The organism is Shimia sp. R10_1 (assembly GCF_017744095.1).
Classification (GTDB): domain Bacteria; phylum Pseudomonadota; class Alphaproteobacteria; order Rhodobacterales; family Rhodobacteraceae; genus Shimia.
Genome location: NZ_JAGHQX010000009.1, coordinates 198799 through 216667, shown reverse-complemented (window position 1 = coordinate 216667; position 17869 = coordinate 198799). Strand labels below are relative to the sequence as shown.

Genomic DNA, 17869 nt, shown 5'->3' with positions numbered 1-17869 from the left:
TTCAGGCATGAAGGCGCGACGTGGCGCCTTATTGCTGCAAAAACTCTACGAGGCGTTTTGCAAGGCTGTTTCTGCGCGATGTCCCCATCCAGACAGCTTGAATGGAGAGCGGTGGCAGTGCCCACTCAGGCAACAGGCGCAACAGTGACCCTTCAGCGAGATCGTCAGTGATCAAGGGTTCCGGAAGACTGCCAAAACCCACGCCTGCAAGTGTTCCGGCTTTCGCTGCGAGGATGCTTTGCACACTCAATTGGCAAACATCTAGTTTGATTTCTTGTGTATTCTGCCCCCGGACCAACGAAAACACGTCGTTAGAGCGCCCCATGGAGACGAAAGGCATGCTTTCTAGGTCTTTCGGTTGTTTAGGGGTGCCATGGCGGATTAGAAAATCGGGTGTGGCCACAAAGAGATGTTGAACAGAGCCAATCTTTTTACGAGTCAGACTGGAGTCTGGTAGGTCGCCAATGCGAATGGAAAGATCATAGGCTGCATCCACGATGCTCACGATGTGATCGCTGTATTCGAGGGTGAGCGCCACGCTCGGGTGACGCAGCATAAATTCCATAACGCGTGCTTCAAGATTGGGATCGGGCACAAAAGCAGGCAGCGCAATCTTTAGTGCCCCGGCTATGTGTTCTGACCCGGCCTTGATCCGGTCCGTCTCAAGTTCAATGCCTTCAAAGCCGCGTTGCGTAGTTTCAAACAGGCGTTTCCCATTTTCTGATAACGAGAGTTTCCGCGTGGTGCGATGAATCAGCGTTTCTCCCAATGCGTCTTCAAGTCGCGAAATATGGTGACTGATAACCGACGGCGTAACACCGAGTTGTCTGGCGGCCTTGACGAAGGCACCGGTCTGACCAACGGCGACAAACGCCACAAGGCTTTGGGCATAACGATACATTACTTCATTATATCGAATAAATAAATCGAATAAAGCCGTATAATCATACAAAGTGTCGTCTGCTACATGCGTTGGGTAACCTAGGTGAGGCTGCTCAATGACGTCATTGTCGCAAACAACGATCTTGTCCCCAAAGGCACGTGGATACGTCACGCAGCTAACCCAACACTTTGGTCACAAGATCCGGGTGGAACATGTGGAAAGCGAAAGTGAATGCACCGCAGTTTTTCATTTTTCAGCCGGCACAGCCCATGTGAGAGCCGATGAAAAGTCGCTCACACTGTCTGCACGGGCGGCAACGGTTGGCCAGCTCAGACAAGTCGAAGACATTATTGGCGCTCATCTTGAGCGCTTCGCCTTCCGCGAGGATCTGCGCGTGGTTTGGTCAGAAGAAAACAGCATAGAATAAGGTGAGACGTATTATGAAAGTTTTGGTAACAACAGCGGCTCTTTTTCTTGCCACTTCTGTCTGTGCACATGAGGCGCCAATTCATGAACATACAGAACTTGTCCCGATCCCGGCCTATGAATTGCCGTATGGCCCTGCATCAGGAGCGGCGGCTCTGCGCGCAGTAGAAGCTTTCCTGGCGCGCGTTGATGCCGACACCAAGGCGCAATTTATGTTCGCACTCGACAGCCCGATCCGTACAAAGTGGTCAAATTTGCCGGCTGGCATTGTCGATCGTTCTGGTATCTCTGTGGGGGAACTGGACGATGAACAGCGCAAATTGTTGTTTGCCTTCCTTGCCTCGTCCCTCGGACAAGAGGGGTATGAAAGCGTTGCAGAAGTGATGGCTGCAGAGACCTTCTTAAGCACGGACAGACGCGCCAAGCGGCTGCAATGGGCGCCCGAAAACTACTGGCTGTCTATTTATGGCACGCCTGATGCAAATGCCCCGTGGGGATGGCAATTCGGTGGTCATCACCTGGGCCTTAACATTTCAATTGAAGGCAATCGTGTTGAGACCATGTCCCCCACATTTGTGGGCACTGAGCCTGCGATCTTTACCGTGAATGGCATGGACTATGAGGCGGTGCGCGACATGCATCTGTCAGGGTATGCCGTTTACACAGCACTTGATGAGGAGCAGCAGGCGGCCGCGCATGCCGGGAAAGTGCCAGAAGATGTGTTGACGGGGCCAGGCAATGACGGACGTATTCCGCCGATGATTGGGCTGTCCGCATCAGAGATGACAGGTACGCAAAGGGCGGCGTTGCTGACTGCGATCAACGAATGGGTATCGATTCAACCAGATGAGAACGCCAAATTGCGTATGGCGGAACTGGCTGAAGGTCTGGAGGAGATATCCTTCGCCTGGGTTGGTACAGATGAGGTGAACACCCCCACTTACATGCGCATTCAGGGGCCGACGCTGATAATTGAAATGCTTTCAACCGGTGGGAACGTAGGCAGCAGTGCGCAAGGTGCTGGGCACTATCACACCATGTATCGCAACCCGACAAAGGACTATGGAAAATAAAGTTCTGAGATGCGCTTCAACCTTTGAGATCTTGGGGATTGCTCGCCTATCTGTGCGCGAAACAGTGACGCAAGTGTAGCGGCTAGCATAGGCCGTATGGTTCAGTGCTAGGCTGCGAATAAAATGTCGCACCCTGCCATTGGTGGCCAATTCGCCGATCTTTTTTGTGCGCGACTAGCTTGAAACCTTCCTTCCCTTTGAGAACTTGAGAAACACGCGCGCCATCCAAGTTTATTTCGCCGGAACGCCACTGTTGGACCGTTAAATGTATGTCCTGTGACACAGCAACGAAAGACCACGCCATGACCACGAAAAGTTTAACCCGTACCGAAATCAGCCTGCACTGGATTGTGGGGCTGGGTATGATCGCCTTGATTGCGGCGGGTCTGTATATGACCCGTGTCGATGGCGCGCGCTGGCTGTATCCGCTGCACAAATCTTTCGGCATCGTGATCTTTGCTGTCATCTTATGGCGTGTCGTGTTGAGGGTGCGCAAAGGATGGCCTGATGATGTGAGCAAGGGTGCCAAATGGGAGCATGGTATTGCGCGGGTCATCCATTGGGTGTTGATTGTTGGTACGATTGCCATGCCTCTTTCTGGGATGGTGGATTCCTACATGGGGGGACGTGGTCTCACCGCGTTTGGACTGGAAATCCTTGGAGCCAACATGGGTGACAATGGACGCCCAGTCGCAATCAACCGCACCCTAGGGGACATCGGCGAGACGGTTCATGTGCTTTTGGGCAAGGCTTTGGTGGCCGCGATCTTGTTGCATGTCTTGGGTGCGTTCAAGCACCATATCATCGACAGAGACAGCACCCTGCGTCGCATGGTTGGTCGTGCATAAAGCCTGACTTGCGCTGGCCGACGCCATGGGGTTCGGCCAGCGCTACCGCGCTGTGTGACAGGCTGTGGTGCGGTCAACTCCTCTTACGCAGCCGTCCGCTGTTTGCAGCCTTGTGAAACGGCTGCACCAGTATTCTAATCTTCTCAATTATGATGGCGCGCGCTCCGCTCTCACAGCTTCGCAATGTGAGTGCGTGGCGCATTTGCAGCGCGCGCGCGCAATCTCTGTCGGATCTGAAAGTGTTTCTGTCCGAATCCGAGGCCGGGAATGTGCTGACTGCGGCGTAGAAAGATGGGAGCAACCAATAGGAGCTCTTATGCGATTCTCGGCGCTGCGACTTTTTAAAGAGGCTTTGACTGGCCACAAAGGCTGGGGTGCGCACTGGCGTGACCCTGAGCCCGCTGATGCCTACGACTATGTGATCGTAGGTGGTGGTGGCCATGGTCTTGCAACTGCTTATTATCTTGCCAAGGAATTCGGCGGTGCACGCATTGCTGTGCTTGAAAAAGGCTGGATTGGCGGTGGCAATGTGGGACGGAACACCACGATCATTCGCTCAAACTATCTGCTGGATGGGAATGAGCCGTTTTATGAATTCTCGCTGAAGCTTTGGGAAAATCTTGAGCAGGACTTCAACTATAATGCGATGGTCAGCCAACGCGGTATTTTGAATCTGGTGCATACAGATGCGCAGCGTGATGCCGCCCGACGCCGCGGCAACGCGATGATCCTGAACGGATCAGATGCCGAGTTGCTGGACACTGACGGGGTGCGTGACATGTACCCTTTCCTGAATTTCAATGATGCGCGTTTCCCGATCAAAGGTGGTTTGCTGCACCGTCGCGGGGGCACTGTGCGCCATGACGCTGTGGCCTGGGGCTATGCCCGCGGCGCAGATATGCGCGGCGTGGATATCATCCAAAATTGTGAGGTCACGGGCTTCCGCATCGAAAATGGCAAAGTGCTCGGGGTGGAAACAACGCGCGGCTATATCGGGGCCAAAAAGGTTGGTGTCTCTGTCGCTGGCAGCTCCAGCCGGGTGATGGAGAAGGCGGGGATGCGCCTGCCAATTGAAAGCCATGTTTTGCAAGCGTTTGTGTCTGAAGGGCTGAAGCCGTTCATTCCCGGAGTGATCACCTATGGCGCTGGGCATTTTTATTGCAGCCAGTCTGACAAGGGCGGTCTGGTGTTTGGTGGCGACATCGACATGTATAATTCATATGCCCAACGCGGCAACTTGCCGGTGGTGGAAGACGTGATCGAAAGCGGTATGTCATTGATCCCGGCGCTGGGTCGGGCACGGCTGCTGCGCAGCTGGGGCGGGATCATGGATATGTCCATGGACGGCTCACCCTTCATTGATAAGACCCATATTGAGGGTCTCTATTTCAATGGGGGTTGGTGTTACGGCGGCTTTAAGGCCACGCCCGCGGCGGGCTACTGCTTTGCGCACCTTCTCAAAACTGACCGCCCTCATGAAACAGCAACTGCCTATCGTCTCGATCGGTTCCTGACCGGGCACATGATTGACGAAAAAGGGCAGGGCGCCCAACCAAACCTGCACTAAGGATACGGCCATGATCAACAAGTTCGCCCGCGACCTGATCGAAAATTGGCATCTTGGCTTTGTGGCCACCGCCGATGCTGAGGGCAATCCAAACGTTTCGCCCAAGGGGTCATTTGTCATCCATGATGACACCACGATCAGTTTCGCCGAGATCCGTTCGCCAGACACTTTGGCCAACATCAAGGTGCGCCCTCAGCTAGAGGTCAATTTCATCGATATTTTGACCCGCCGGGGAGTGCTCATCCAAGGGGAGGCAAGCTTCGTCGCTCGCGAAGACGCCCGCTACCCTTCGTTGCGTCCACCCTACACCACACGCTGGCCTGAGCTGGAGCCCGAGTTTTCTGGCTTTGTTGTCATCAATGTGACCGCCTGCAAACCGCTCGCCACACCGGCCTATGATATTGGCGTAACCAGCGAAGACTTGCGCGCCAAATGGATGCAGCGCGTCCGGGATATCAACATCATCCACAAAGGATCGGAGGACGCCGAATGCTGATCGATCACCCATTGTTGGGCCTGCGCGATGCGCAGGAATTTACCTATCTTGGCGATGCCTCACTGATCAATCGTCCTGATTGGCAGGCGGAAAATGCGGCGCAGGCGTTTCACGACTATCTATACCTGCGCGACAACCCTGCGGGTGAACATCGCGAGCTGTGGTTTCACGAACAGGGCGACCGGTCCTGGCTGGTGGTGACACGCAACACGCTCACCCATGAAATTCTGAAAGTCGAATTGGCACGTGATGTGGCCAAAGCGGCAGGGAAGGCAGACTAATGGCGCAAAACAATCGTCTGAGTGGTGGGCTGATCAATCGTGACGCCGCCCTGAATTTCACATTTGATGGCAAAACCTATCAGGGGTTTGAAGGCGATACGCTTGCCTCCGCCTTGCTGGCCAACGGCGTGCGCCTGATGGGGCGGTCATTTAAATATCACCGTCCCCGCGGGCCGCTGACAGCAGGCAGCGAAGAGCCAAATGCGCTGGTTGAGCTGCGCAGCGGCGGGCGGCAGGAGCCAAACACGCGTGCGACTGTGGCCGAGCTTTACGATGGCTTCAGCGCGAATTCACAAAACCGCTGGCCCTCGCTTGAGCGTGATTTCATGGCGATCAACGATCGCTTCTCAAATTTCCTGACCGCAGGGTTTTACTACAAAACCTTCATGTGGCCGAAGGCCTTCTGGGAAAAGCTCTATGAGCCGATCATCCGCAAGGCGGCGGGTCTTGGCAGTCTGACCGGCGAAGATGATCCGGATCATTACGACAAAGGCTTTCTGCATTGTGATTTGCTGATCATCGGCGCAGGCCCCGCCGGGCTGGCGGCAGCGCTGACCGCCGGACGCGCAGGCGCGCAGGTCATTGTGGCGGACGAAGACTTCCGTATGGGCGGTCGGCTGATCGCGGAAACCGGTGCTCTGGCTGAGATGGCAGGTGAGGCCTGGGTTACGGAGACGCTGGCAGAGCTTGCGTCGATGGGCAATGTGCGGGTGATGCCGCGCACCACCGTGTTTGGGGCCTATGACCACGGCATTTACGGCGCTGTAGAGCGTAATGCCGACCATCTGATAGCCCCGGCAACAGATAAGCCGCGCCAGACGCTGTGGCGGATCTATTCCAAACGCGCCGTCATCGCGACAGGGGCGATTGAACGCCCGATTGCCTTTGAAAACAACGACCGTCCCGGTGTGATGCTGGCAGGCGCTGTGCGGGGCTATGCCAACCGTTGGGCGGCGACACCAGCGCAGTCTGTGGTGGTCTTCGCCAACAATGATGATGCACATCAGACCGCGCGTGATCTTATGGCACGCGGTGTTGTTGTGCCTGCGATCGTTGATACACGCCCGGATGCGCCTGATGTGGCTGGCACAGAGGTGCTCAAAGGTGCTGAGATCGTGGACAGCTCTGGCCGTCTGGGGCTGACCTCGGTACGCGTGCGCACCGCCAACGGCCAGACCCGCGACATCGCTTGTGGCGCAGTGGCTATGTCAGGGGGCTGGAACCCAAATCTGGGCCTGACCTGTCATCAGCGCGGCCGCCCGGTCTGGCATAACGATATTCACGCCTTTGTGCCGGGAGAGGGACTGCCAGTTGGCCAGATTGTAGCTGGCGCTGCAAAAGGTGAGTTTACAACTGAAGCTGCGCTGAAAGGCGGGGCTGCGGCTGCGGTGGCGGCGCTTTCAGATCTGGGGATCACAGCCGCCGCCGCGGAGCTGCCAGCGGCAACAGACGCTCCGGTTGCGATCACACCATTCTGGCATGTCAAAGGCGCAAAACGCGCCTGGCTGGACTATCAGAACGACGTAACGGTCAAAGATGTGAAGCTGGCCCACCAGGAAAACTTCACCGCGGTGGAGCATCTGAAGCGCTACACCACGCTAGGTATGGCCACAGACCAGGGTAAAACATCCAACGTCGGCGCTTTGGCAGTGATGGCGGAACTGACCGGCAAGTCGATCCCAGAGACAGGTACCACGATTTTCCGCCCGCCCTACACACCGGTTGCGATGGGCGCCTTTGGGGGCCGTGCGGTGGGCAAGGATTTCCATCCCACCCGCCTGACACCGAGCCACAAATGGGCGGAAGAACAAGGGGCCGTGTTTGTCGAAGTTGGCAACTGGCTGCGGGCACAGTGGTTCCCGCGCAAGGGCGAAACCCATTGGCGTCAGTCCGTTGACCGCGAGGTCTTGCAGACCCGCAATTCTGTTGGTGTGTGTGATGTGACCACATTGGGCAAGATTGATGTGCAGGGCGCGGATGCTGCCGCCTTCCTGAACAAGATCTACGCCAATGGGTTTGCGAAGTTGGCAGTGGGCAAGACCCGCTATGGCCTTATGTTGCGCGAAGATGGCGTGGCCTATGATGATGGCACCGCGGCGCGTCTGGCTGAGGATCATTTTGTGGTGACAACGACCACCGCGAATGCGGTGCTGGCCTATCGCAATATGGAATTCGTGCGCCAGTGCCTGTGCCCAGAGATGGATGTTCAGCTGATCTCAACCACCGAAGCGTGGGCGCAATATGCTGTGGCAGGGCCTAACAGCCGAAAGCTGCTTCAGAAAATTGTCGATCCTGAATTTGACATCTCCAACGAGGCCTTTCCATTCATGGGTTGCGGCGAAATCACCGTTTGTGGTGGTTTGCGTGCGCGGCTGTTCAGGATCTCGTTCTCAGGCGAACTGGCCTATGAAATCGCGGTGCCGACCCGTTATGGCGACGCCATGATGCGTGCGCTGATGGAGGCGGGCGAGGAGTTTGATGCTGTTCCTTATGGTACCGAAGCGCTTGGCGTTATGCGGATTGAAAAAGGTCATGCAGCAGGCAATGAGCTCAACGGCACCACGACCGCGCTGAACCTCGGGCTTGGGCGTATGGTCAGCACCAAGAAAGACTGCATCGGCAATGTGCTCAGCCGCCGTGAAGGGATGAACACCAAAGACGCGCTGGCACTGGTTGGCGTGAAACCAGTGAATGCGGCAGATCCATTGCCTGCGGGGGCGCATCTGATGAATGCGACCGGGCCAGTCGATGCAGCGCATGATCAGGGCTATGTCACCTCTGCTGCCTACTCGCCGATCCTTGAAAGCTCCATTGGCTTGGCTTTCGTTAAGGGCGGTTTTGATCGCAAAGGTGAAAAGCTGCGTCTTGTGAACCCGCTGGAAGGTCAGGAAACCCTGGTCGAGATCGTCAGCGCCCATTTTGTGGACCCTGAAGGGGAGAAACTTCGTGCATAAACTCAAAGCAATCACTCCGTTGGGCAGTGACTCGCCGCGTATCGACACGATTGGTGCGCTGACCATCTCGGAAGGTGTTGACAGCGCACTTGCATCCGTCGCAGCACGCGCTGGACAGGAGACCGCGGTGCGTGACCTTCTGGCGGAAAAACTTAGTCTATCATTGCCTGATGTGGGGCGCTCGGCAGACGCTGCACCTCTAGCAGCCTTTTGGTCTGCGCCCGAACAGTGGATGATCACAGCGCCACATGACACTCATGAACTTCTGGCCTCTGAACTCAAGGCAGTGTTGGGTGATGCAGCATCTGTTGTGGAGCAAACGGATGGTTGGTGCCGTTTTGACGTGATTGGTGACACGCTTGAGGACTTGTTTGAGCGACTCAGCAATGCACCGATCCGCACAATGGGGGCGAGCTCTGTGCGCCGCACCACTGTTGAACATGTTGGTGTGTTTTTGTGGCGTCTCAGTGAAACGCACGTCGCCGTGTTCGGACCGCGTTCTTCCGCAGCCTCTTTGCATCACGGGTTGATCTCTGTTGCCAAATCCATCGCGTAGCGATGCCCAAACTAGCGTGCGGAGCGCTTTCTGCTGAAAGCGCCCATTCGTTATGATTAAACTCTGTGGACTTAGCCTGATGGCAAGGCGTCATCACTACCGACGCGCATGGAGTTCTTTGCGCGCCGGTCACTGACAGGTGTCACCCCATAGGTTTCACGATAGTAGCGAATAAAGGTGCCTGGTGTGGCGTAGCCCACCATATACGCCACTTCAGCGATAGAGACATTGGTGTAAAGCACAAGTTGGCGTGCCTGCTTCATGCGCATACGCCGGTAGTAAACGAGGGGGCTCTGCCCTGTCGCATTTTTGAAGCTACGCTCCAGTGAGCGCGCAGAGAGGCCCACAGAGGCCGCGACTTCGCTGATCTGGATCGGATTTTCAATGTGTTCAGCAAAATGCGCAATCGCTTTGGCAATTTGACTGGGCAGCAGATCTTCGCTTTGCGGCGTTGAAATCGCAGGAACTTTCTGAGTTACATTCTCGCTGCGGATGAAGGGGTGCTGAAACCAGCAGGCCACCTCCGCCATGATGTCGCCGCCCAGTCTTTCTTCGATGAGCTCAAGCATGTGGTCAAACACGGCCGAGGCGCCCGAAATCGTCGTTATGGAGGCTTCTTTGCAAATCACAGATCCATTGATTGGGATGTGTGGAAATTCTGACTGGAACGCGGCCTCATAACACCAATGCACAGACAGGGGTGTGTCCCCAGTCAAATTGGTGCGTGCCAGAGGGAACACGCCGCCGCTGATGGCGCCGATTCTGGTTTTGTTGCGGATCAGGCGTTGAAGCGCGGCGTTTGCTTTGGATGGGGCGTCAAATGCGCTGTTGGGGCTTGAGGCAAACAGAAGGTGATCTAATTTTTCTACCTCTGACAGGGCGAGATCTGGTGCAAATGTCACGCCCGCGGATGACTGAATACGGGCCGTGCTTTCGGAGATCACTACCCAGTCAAAAGCGGTTTGGCCGGAGATTTCATTGGCTGCACGCAATGGTTCGATACAAGATGTGAGGCAAGCCATGGGAAAGCCTGGGAAGATCAAAATGCCCAGCGTGGTGCATTCGGGTTGCGGGCTCATTTCTGTTGTTCCTTCTTGAGGCTGTCGACCGTTTCCAAAATATCGGCTTCGAGCCTTTGTGCTGCTGGGCTCATCGCCGAATCGGCACGGCGGAGCAGGTGTATATGGCGCTTTGCTTTCTCATCCGCGATAGGGCGAAAAATCAGATCTGTATGGCCTGCAGAGATGGCAGCCATTTCTGGCAGGATTGTGATGCCAATTCCCGCGCGGACAAGCCCCAAGATTGATGTAAGGTTGTGTGCAGAGAAGCGTGATCTTGAATGTAGCGCTTCAACTTCGGCCCCAAGCATGCCTTCGGACAAGCTATTGGCGATCAGATGCTCTTGCGCCAACGCATCCCATTCGATCGGGTCAGGCTTCAAAGCTAAAGGGTGCTCAGAGGGCAGCATAACGCCAAACCAGTCGGTCATTAGAAGTTGGCTGTGTAACCCCGTGTCATGGGTGCTGAGCGTGGCGATGCCAATATCGATACGGCCGCGCGTGAGTTCATGCAGCACAGATTTTGAATCCATATCACGCAAATCTATGCGGACGCTTTTGTAAGCCTTTATGTTCCCGGAAAAAACGCGTGGCATGATTGTTCCTGCGACCGAGGGAACAGTTGCGATGCGCACATGGCCCATGCTGGCATCCGCAAAGCTTTCTATGGCCCTGACAGTATTGTCGAAGTGTTGTAGCTGTTGCTCTGACTGCTCCAGCACGAATGCGCCTAGAGCCGTGAGTTTATTTTTCCGATCGGTCTCAAACAATGGCTCGCCAAGATGCGCTTCGAACTGTTTGAGCATCATGGAAACCGCAGAGGGAGTCCGCTTAAGGATGAGTGCGGCGTCGGTGAGGTTGCCGCTGCGAGCGACGGCGACGAAACCGCGGAGCGTTTCAATTTTGAGCGTCATCAGATGCTTCAGTTTTGTTGAAGTTATCTTCAATAATTTTAGTTTGATTGATTGATCGAAAAGAGTCCATACCCGGAGGTGACAATTTCTTAATGAGGTGACTCGGCGATGTCTGACATCCAAAAGAACCTGATCGCTGGCGAATGGCTGACTGGCGAAGGCGAAATCGAAAACCGCAACCCGTCTGATCTGAGCGATCTTGTCGGAGTGTTCGCACAGGCGAGTGCAGATCAGCTTGAGGCAACCCTTGATCAAGCGCGCATCGCGCAGCGGGAGTGGGCGGCCTATGGGTTGGAGCGCAAGCAGGCTGTGCTGAATGCGATCGGCAACGAGCTTATGGCACGCGCAGAAGAGCTGGGCACATTGCTCAGCCGCGAAGAAGGCAAGCCTCTGGCCGAAGGCAAGGGCGAAGTTTTCCGCGCAGGTCAGTTCTTCACCTACTATGCCGCAGAGTGCCTGCGCCAGATCGGTGAGAATGCTGACTCCGTACGCCCTGACATTGAAATCGACGTACGCCGCGAAGCGGTGGGCACCGTTGCGATCATCTCACCATGGAACTTCCCGACGGCGACGGCATCTTGGAAAATTGCGCCTGCGCTCTGCTATGGCAATGCCGTTGTGTGGAAGCCTGCCAATATCACGCCTGCCTCTGCTGTGGCACTGACAGAAATCATCAACCGTCAGGACATTCCCAAAGGATTGTTCAGCCTCGTAATGGGCTCCGGCCGGTCGATCGGTCAGCGTCTGGTGGAGAGCCCAAAGGTGGATGCGATTTCCTTTACGGGCTCTGTGCCTGTGGGCAAGGGTATTGCCGCCGCTGCAATCCAGAACTTAACCAAAGTTCAGATGGAAATGGGCTCCAAAAACGCATTGGCGGTGATGGATGACGCGGATCTCGATCTCGCGGTCACGCTGGCCCTTGGTGGCGCATTTGGTGGCACCGGTCAGAAATGTACAGCCTCCTCGCGTCTGGTTGTGCATGCTGCCGTGCATGATGCTTTTGTCGAAAAACTTGTGGCCGGTACGCAGGCGATGAAAGTGGGTCACGCGTTGGAAGCTGGTACTCAGATGGGGCCGGTCGTCAGCGAACAGCAGCTCACTGAAAACCTGTCCTATGTGGATTTGGGAAAATCCGAAGGTGCGGAACTGGCATGTGGCGGTCAGCGTCTGGAGATGCCGCATCAGGGCTTCTACATGTCGCCTGGTGTTTTCCTGAACACCACCAATGACATGCGCATCAACCGGGAAGAGATGTTTGCTCCGTTGACCAGCGTTATCAAAGTCGGCAGCTATGACGAGGCCCTGTCGGTCGTCAATGACACCAACTTTGGTCTGACATCTGGCATCGTCACCAAGTCTCTGGCACGCGCGACGCACTTCCGTCGCAACGCCCGCACAGGTGTAGTAACCGTGAACCTGCCAACCGCGGGCACGGACTATCATGTGCCATTTGGTGGCCGCGGCGACAGCTCCTACGGCCCACGCGAACAGGGCAAAGCGGCGGCTGAGTTCTACACCACCGTTAAAACCGCATACATCAGCGCAGGTCCTGTTTGACCTGAGTGTGCACGCAGCTGCGCCCGCTTGGGCGCAGCGCTCAAGGCGCGCATGTGCCCTGATTCCGAGACGAAATTTCGCAGACAACGCTGCTTGGGCGCTGACCACATAAAAATGGTTGCCGCATCGCTTTGAAAGCCAAGTGCACCGAGCGGGGGGAGAGATCACAATGAGCCATTTCCGTATCGACGGACTGCAATACGCCAATTGGTCTGAAAAGATCTTTCGCCAGTTGCGTGAAGGGCAAGTCGATGCCATCCATGTGACCATTTCTTATCACGAGAACTTTCGTGAAACGGTTCTAAATTTTGAGAAATGGAACCGTTGGTTCGAGCAATACCCTGATTTGATTATGAAAGGTCGCTGGGCCAGCGATATCGCCAAGGCCCGTGAAACCGGTCGCACTGCGGTGTTTTTTGGCTTCCAGAACCCGAGCCCGATTGAAGATGACATCGGATTGGTCGAAATCCTGCACGATCTCGGCGCGCGGTTCATGCAGCTGACCTATAACAACCAATCGCTTCTGGCGACGGGCTGCTATGAGGCTGAAGATCCTGGCATCACGCGCATGGGCAAACAAGTCATCAAAGAGATGAACCGCGTTGGTCTTGTGGTGGACATGAGCCATTCAGCAGATCGATCCACGATTGAAGCGGCGGAGATTTCTGAACGTCCGATCGCTATCACACATGCCAACCCCTACGATTGGTCGCCCGCACTGCGCAATAAACGAGACAGTGTGATACGCGCGGTTACGGAAAACGGTGGTATGCTGGGGTTCTCGGTGTACCCGCATCATCTTAAAGACAAGTCGAACTGCACGCTTGAAAGCTTTTGCGAGATGATCGCCCGCACCGCCGAAACCTATGGGGCGGAGCATTTGGGCATTGGCACTGACCTTTGCCAAGATCAGCCTGACAGCATCGTGGAATGGATGCGCGTCGGTCGCTGGACCAAAGAAATCGACTATGGCGAAGGCTCTGCTGCTGCGCCTGGCTTCCCGCCGATGCCAACTTGGTTTGAAGACAATCGCCACTTTGGCAACATCGAAGAAGGTCTGCGGGCCACAGGTCTCAACGCCGAGGAAGTTGCGGGGATAATGGGGAACAATTGGCACCGTTTCTTTGCGGAGAACTTCACACCGCGCGCTTAACGCCAGCCGAGAAAACAACACTCAAAAATAACGGCCGGGACCTATGTTGTGGTGTCGGCCCGACCAACGGAGGGGTCATGTCTGACGCAACTTTGGAAACCGGAGCAAAAGAAGGGCGGATCAACAAGCCGCTGTTTCTGATTTCCGGTGGGTTTATCGCGATTTTTTGTATCGCTGCGCTTGTAAATCTGCAGGCGCTGTCTGCGGCGGTTGACTGGGGCTTCAACATCTCAGCAACGTATTTTGGTCTGTATTGGCAGGTACTGCTGCTGGCAACGTTCCTGATTGGTCTGGTGCTTTGTCTTCTGCCCGGAGGGCGTGCGATCATGGGCGGCATCACCACGCCTGAGTTCACCACGTTCCAGTGGGGCTCCATGATCATGTGTACACTGCTTGCTGGTGGTGGTGTGTTCTGGGCGGCAGGTGAGCCAATTGCCCACTTCCTGTATTCCCCTCCGCTCTATGGGGCAGAAGGCGCAACCGAATCTGCGGTTAATCCGGCGATTGCCCAGAGCTTCATGCACTGGGGTTTTCTTGCATGGGCCATTCTGGGGTCCCTCACCACAGTGATGCTCATGCATTATCACTATGAAAAAGGCCTCCCCCTTGCGCCACGCACGCTGCTGTATCCGGTGTTTGGTGATAAGGCGATCAATGGCCCGATTGGGTTGATTGCAGATGCCTCTTCGATCATCGCTGTTGTGGCAGGCACCGTAGGGCCGATTGGCTTCTTGGGGCTTCAGGTCAGCTACGGTCTTGCAGATCTCTTTGGCCTGACTGATGGCTTTGCGCTGCAGGCGACTGTGATCGCTGGCCTTGTGGCAATTTACACGATTTCTGCCATGACCGGCCTGTCGCGGGGAATTCAGATCCTGTCAAAGGTCAATGTTCTTCTGGCGGCTGCGCTTTTGCTGTTTGTGCTTATTGCTGGGCCAACGGGCTTTATCTTTGGCTCGTTCTTCTCCGGTTTTGGCACCTATGTTGAGAATTTTTTCCAGATGGCACTTTATCGCGGCGATGCTGGGGTCTTTGGTGAACCAGGCTGGCTTGGTTGGTGGACTGTGTTCTTCTGGGGCTGGTTCATGGGCTATGGCCCGCTGATGGCAATGTTCATCGCCCGTGTATCCCGTGGCCGTTCGATCCGTTCGATCATCATTATGCTCTCCATTATTGCGCCCATCGTGACCAACTTCTGGTTCACCATCATTGGTGGCACGGGCATCGCAATGGAGCTGGAAGCAACAGGCTTGATTTCCTCAGCATTTGAGGGGTTCAATCTGCCGGCCGCACTTTTGGCAATCACCAACAACCTGCCGATGGGGTTTGTGATCTCTATCCTGTTCCTCATCCTGACCACGATCTTTGTGGCTACCACAGGGGACTCGATGAGCTTTGTGATTTCTGCCACCATGAGCAATGAAAACAATCCACCTGCTGCGCTGCGCGTATTCTGGGGGATTGCAATGGGCGTGATGGCAGTGATCTTGATCTCTGTTGGTTCTGGCGGTGTATCGAAGCTGCAGAGCTTTATTGTGGTCACTGCTGTACCGGTGTCGTTGCTGCTGCTGCCGTCGCTGTGGGATGCGTTGCGCATCACGCTTGCCAAAGGCAAAGCTGAGTAAACGGCCTTTGTTGGGCGCAAAACGCGCCCAACACTCCCCATTCAAAGACTGTCAGGCATCTTGTCAATTTCACTTAGATGCCAAAAGATCAGGAGGATATCGAATGACTGAGGTTTCCCGACGTGCCCCACAGGTGGTGATGCGTCTTGCGCGTCTTGGTTCTATGCACCAGTCGCGACTGTCCTTTATGCGCGTTCTAACCCGTCGCATGGCACGAGAGAACTGGCGGTTTGAGAAGACAGCTTTTGAAATCAACGATAATGGGGTTGGCCATGCAGTTTATACCGCGCATGGTCCTGAGAGATCGTATTCACTGATTGCGTTTGCACATGATCTCCCCCCTGAAAAGCGATCTGATCGGGTGATTGCGGATGCATGGGATGCAACCTACACTCTCTTTGATGGCGTGCCGACGGGTTCAGACATTGAGCGGCTTTCGGCCAACATACCTGTGCAGGAAGCGGGGCGCGTGACTAACACGGAGCTGTCTGTGTCGCGGTCAAACAGATCGGTGCGCTTGTGGGAACATGTTGTCGATGCTCTCGCAAAAGGGGACCAGCCTTCTGTGGAAAAAATCGACGCCGTTGGATACCTCATGCGGACAACAGCGGTGTATGGTTCAGGCAAATTGGGGGCCGCAGATCGCGAAATGATCGCGGATCGCCCTGAGTTTCGTGCCCCTTTTCAGGTCGAAATGTTGTCAGTTTATCTGACGCGCTGGTTTGTACTGGATTTGGTGCAGCATATGGCGGACGTGCGTGCGAGAGAGAATGGCTCCAAGGCTGTTGCGCTGGATGTTGATATTGCGCGCTCAATGGGCATCGGGAACTCAACGGGGCTCGGAATGGCGCCGTTTCTGCTGAACCATCCAGTTCTGTTCAACAATTGGATCGCGGCGCGTGAAAACGCCGTTCAAGTGGTGCGAGGTGTTCAATCCGCAACCGCAGAAGACATCGCGCTATTTCGGGATGTCTTTGAGCGAAATAAGAAAATTGCTGAGACTTGGGTCTCTGAGCATCCAATCCAAATAGAGAAACTCGCCGCTCTGCGTGAGGATGTTGAAAAGGTTGATGGCTATCTGGCCGACGCTGATTTGAACGCCGCGTCTCCTTGGAATACTTTGTACGAATGGGCCGAAGAGCACCTTTCGCTGGAAGGACAGGAATGGGTCGCATCGCTGATACTGGAGCCTTATGGCGCTTTGGTGGATGAGTTCGCCGAAGGCATGGCCGCCGATAACACCGCCACATTCCGTATCGCAGGCGCTATGAAAATCGGCGATCTCAGAGCGCTGCTGCGCGAGATCTATGGCTGGGCGATTGAAACCGACTGGACGGCCCCCGCGAGCAAGGCGCGGGCGTGGTATGTGTCGGAAGAAAAGCTCGAGCCGCGCTTGGGCGAACGCTTTGAAGAGCCTATTGAGGAATATGAGCAACCATTGGCGCCCGGACGGGACGCGGCACAACTGTATCAGGCGCTGGCGCATTGGTCAGAGGATGCGCAGGTTGCAGACTTCCTTCTGCGTCACCCAGAACATCGCCATGTGCTGCGGCGCGTTCAGATAGTCGGGCGCGCACCCTACGCAGAAATCAGAGACAATACAATTTCCGATCACGTGCTGCCGATTGACATGTTGCGCTGCAAGCTGTCGTTCTTCGGGGCAACTAAGTTTGATCCGCGATCCGACCGGTGGGTGCGCATTTGCATGTATGGCAACGCGCCGCTACCGCATGAATTGTCCAATGAAAACGCGGACTATTGGGTTTTCCCGCAACTTGAAAAGGCAACCGCATGAGGCACTCCCTGAACGAAATTGAAGCCATGAGCAAACGGGCAGCACGTGGCGCGGGCTTGTCTTGGGGACTGTCGGAAGAAGCCGCAAAAGGCACACGATGGCTTTCTGCTTTTGGCTTCCCCGGGGCAGGGTTGTTGGCGGACTTGCTGGAGATGAATGATCGCATTCCTTCAATTGATGTTTCGCCTGTGTCGCTGAGTGCGGAAATCTGGCATGCACCGACACGCCGCATGAGCCCCTTGATTGCAGGTGCCTCCCTGAGCGACAGCGCTGTGCGCCTCCTCGATCGCGGCACCATTGTAATGGAAAATGTAAGCATTCCATTGCTTGCGGTGCCGTTCATGGGCGGGGCTGCATTGCGTCTTGGGGTGCCGGTTGCCGCAGAATGGGATGGCGCGCGCTTGGCGACCGACGGACGTCAGCTTTGCGTTCAGGCCAGCCCAGAAGCACTGAACGCGGACCATGTTGCCAAGCTGGTGTTCTCCGCGCCTGCGGATATGGAAGGCCGGCGGGAGCCATTGCTGCGCGCGGATGTTCCAGACAACGACTGGGACAGATTGAGCGCATTTGCCCACCGCACTTTTGCCCCTGCGACAGAAGAAAGCCGTTTGCGCGGCGCTGGCTCCGGGCTGAGTGACAACGACTAAACCCCTGCGGTTTGCGCCAATCGGCGCATCACATATCAG

The 17869-nt window shown here is 55.6% G+C and carries 16 protein-coding genes; 13 read left to right on the top strand and 3 right to left on the bottom strand.

The genetic code is table 11. The annotated features are described in order from the left end of the window. Positions 1 to 28 precede the first annotated feature (28 nt). On the bottom strand, positions 29 to 952 hold the full coding sequence (locus J7413_RS17095) for a LysR family transcriptional regulator (protein ID WP_209100401.1): 924 nt from the start codon (positions 950 to 952) through the stop codon (positions 29 to 31). 46 nt (positions 953 to 998) lie between these two features. Here J7413_RS17095 and J7413_RS17090 point away from each other — a divergent pair, with 46 nt between their 5' ends. The 8 genes from J7413_RS17090 (at position 999) to J7413_RS17055 (ending at position 9084) form a co-directional block, all read left to right on the top strand. After that, positions 999 to 1310 (top strand): DUF2218 domain-containing protein, encoded by a 312-nt coding sequence (locus J7413_RS17090; protein ID WP_209100399.1) that lies wholly within the window; start codon positions 999 to 1001, stop codon positions 1308 to 1310. Between the two features lie 13 nt (positions 1311 to 1323). Next, positions 1324 to 2382 carry a DUF3500 domain-containing protein gene (locus J7413_RS17085; protein WP_209100397.1) on the top strand — a complete coding sequence of 353 codons (1059 nt, stop codon included), beginning with the start codon at positions 1324 to 1326 and terminating at the stop codon, positions 2380 to 2382. A gap of 302 nt (positions 2383 to 2684) precedes the next feature. Then, positions 2685 to 3230, top strand: coding sequence for a cytochrome b (locus J7413_RS17080; protein ID WP_209100396.1), 546 nt, complete (start codon positions 2685 to 2687; stop codon positions 3228 to 3230). Between the two features lie 316 nt (positions 3231 to 3546). Further along, positions 3547 to 4797: a sarcosine oxidase subunit beta family protein gene (locus tag J7413_RS17075; protein ID WP_209100394.1), complete on the top strand. Its 1251-nt coding sequence runs from the start codon at positions 3547 to 3549 to the stop codon at positions 4795 to 4797. Between the two features lie 10 nt (positions 4798 to 4807). Then, on the top strand, positions 4808 to 5293 hold the full coding sequence (locus tag J7413_RS17070; protein ID WP_209100392.1) for a pyridoxamine 5'-phosphate oxidase family protein: 486 nt from the start codon (positions 4808 to 4810) through the stop codon (positions 5291 to 5293). Further along, complete coding sequence (locus J7413_RS17065; RefSeq protein ID WP_209100390.1) at positions 5287 to 5574, top strand: sarcosine oxidase subunit delta; 288 nt, start codon at positions 5287 to 5289, stop codon at positions 5572 to 5574. Before J7413_RS17070 ends, J7413_RS17065 begins: the two co-directional genes overlap by 7 nt. Further along, a complete protein-coding gene (locus J7413_RS17060; protein WP_209100388.1) occupies positions 5574 to 8528 on the top strand; it encodes a sarcosine oxidase subunit alpha family protein in 2955 nt (984 codons plus the stop codon). Before J7413_RS17065 ends, J7413_RS17060 begins: the two co-directional genes overlap by 1 nt. Beyond that, positions 8521 to 9084: a sarcosine oxidase subunit gamma gene (locus J7413_RS17055; protein WP_209100386.1), complete on the top strand. Its 564-nt coding sequence runs from the start codon at positions 8521 to 8523 to the stop codon at positions 9082 to 9084. Before J7413_RS17060 ends, J7413_RS17055 begins: the two co-directional genes overlap by 8 nt. A gap of 71 nt (positions 9085 to 9155) precedes the next feature. Here the strand turns inward: J7413_RS17055 and J7413_RS17050 are convergent, their stop codons facing one another. Both J7413_RS17050 and J7413_RS17045 read right to left on the bottom strand, forming a co-directional pair. After that, positions 9156 to 10163 (bottom strand): helix-turn-helix domain-containing protein, encoded by a 1008-nt coding sequence (locus J7413_RS17050; protein WP_209100384.1) that lies wholly within the window; start codon positions 10161 to 10163, stop codon positions 9156 to 9158. Next, complete coding sequence (locus tag J7413_RS17045; protein WP_209100381.1) at positions 10160 to 11056, bottom strand: LysR family transcriptional regulator; 897 nt, start codon at positions 11054 to 11056, stop codon at positions 10160 to 10162. The genes J7413_RS17050 and J7413_RS17045 overlap by 4 nt, the downstream gene beginning before the upstream one ends. 108 nt (positions 11057 to 11164) lie before the next feature. Between J7413_RS17045 and J7413_RS17040 the strand changes: the two genes are divergently transcribed. From J7413_RS17040 to J7413_RS17020, 5 genes are all read left to right on the top strand, one after another. Further along, positions 11165 to 12613: an aldehyde dehydrogenase family protein gene (locus tag J7413_RS17040; RefSeq protein ID WP_209100379.1), complete on the top strand. Its 1449-nt coding sequence runs from the start codon at positions 11165 to 11167 to the stop codon at positions 12611 to 12613. Positions 12614 to 12782: 169 nt separating this feature from the next. Continuing rightward, positions 12783 to 13766 carry a membrane dipeptidase gene (locus J7413_RS17035; protein ID WP_209100377.1) on the top strand — a complete coding sequence of 328 codons (984 nt, stop codon included), beginning with the start codon at positions 12783 to 12785 and terminating at the stop codon, positions 13764 to 13766. Between the two features lie 77 nt (positions 13767 to 13843). Then, the gene (locus J7413_RS17030) at positions 13844 to 15388 is read left to right on the top strand and encodes a BCCT family transporter (RefSeq protein WP_209100375.1); all 1545 of its coding nucleotides are present in this window, start codon (positions 13844 to 13846) and stop codon (positions 15386 to 15388) included. A 103-nt stretch (positions 15389 to 15491) separates the two neighbouring features. After that, a complete protein-coding gene (locus J7413_RS17025) occupies positions 15492 to 17183 on the top strand; it encodes a hypothetical protein (protein ID WP_209100373.1) in 1692 nt (563 codons plus the stop codon). Then, complete coding sequence (locus tag J7413_RS17020; RefSeq protein WP_209100371.1) at positions 17180 to 17830, top strand: DUF3726 domain-containing protein; 651 nt, start codon at positions 17180 to 17182, stop codon at positions 17828 to 17830. The genes J7413_RS17025 and J7413_RS17020 overlap by 4 nt, the downstream gene beginning before the upstream one ends. Positions 17831 to 17869: the final 39 nt, after the last annotated feature.

What these genes read in the sequence shown, in the direction of transcription:
- J7413_RS17020 (WP_209100371.1), top strand. Translation starts at nt 17,180, where the DNA reads ATGAGGCACTCCCTGAACGAAATTGAAGCCATGAGCAAACGGGCAGCA.
- J7413_RS17065 (WP_209100390.1), top strand. Translation starts at nt 5,287, where the DNA reads ATGCTGATCGATCACCCATTGTTGGGCCTGCGCGATGCGCAGGAATTT.
- J7413_RS17070 (WP_209100392.1), top strand. Translation starts at nt 4,808, where the DNA reads ATGATCAACAAGTTCGCCCGCGACCTGATCGAAAATTGGCATCTTGGC.
- J7413_RS17030 (WP_209100375.1), top strand. Translation starts at nt 13,844, where the DNA reads ATGTCTGACGCAACTTTGGAAACCGGAGCAAAAGAAGGGCGGATCAAC.
- J7413_RS17040 (WP_209100379.1), top strand. Translation starts at nt 11,165, where the DNA reads ATGTCTGACATCCAAAAGAACCTGATCGCTGGCGAATGGCTGACTGGC.
- J7413_RS17045 (WP_209100381.1), bottom strand. Translation starts at nt 11,056, where the DNA reads ATGACGCTCAAAATTGAAACGCTCCGCGGTTTCGTCGCCGTCGCTCGC.
- J7413_RS17050 (WP_209100384.1), bottom strand. Translation starts at nt 10,163, where the DNA reads ATGAGCCCGCAACCCGAATGCACCACGCTGGGCATTTTGATCTTCCCA.
- J7413_RS17090 (WP_209100399.1), top strand. Translation starts at nt 999, where the DNA reads ATGACGTCATTGTCGCAAACAACGATCTTGTCCCCAAAGGCACGTGGA.
- J7413_RS17080 (WP_209100396.1), top strand. Translation starts at nt 2,685, where the DNA reads ATGACCACGAAAAGTTTAACCCGTACCGAAATCAGCCTGCACTGGATT.
- J7413_RS17060 (WP_209100388.1), top strand. Translation starts at nt 5,574, where the DNA reads ATGGCGCAAAACAATCGTCTGAGTGGTGGGCTGATCAATCGTGACGCC.
- J7413_RS17025 (WP_209100373.1), top strand. Translation starts at nt 15,492, where the DNA reads ATGACTGAGGTTTCCCGACGTGCCCCACAGGTGGTGATGCGTCTTGCG.
- J7413_RS17035 (WP_209100377.1), top strand. Translation starts at nt 12,783, where the DNA reads ATGAGCCATTTCCGTATCGACGGACTGCAATACGCCAATTGGTCTGAA.
- J7413_RS17075 (WP_209100394.1), top strand. Translation starts at nt 3,547, where the DNA reads ATGCGATTCTCGGCGCTGCGACTTTTTAAAGAGGCTTTGACTGGCCAC.
- J7413_RS17085 (WP_209100397.1), top strand. Translation starts at nt 1,324, where the DNA reads ATGAAAGTTTTGGTAACAACAGCGGCTCTTTTTCTTGCCACTTCTGTC.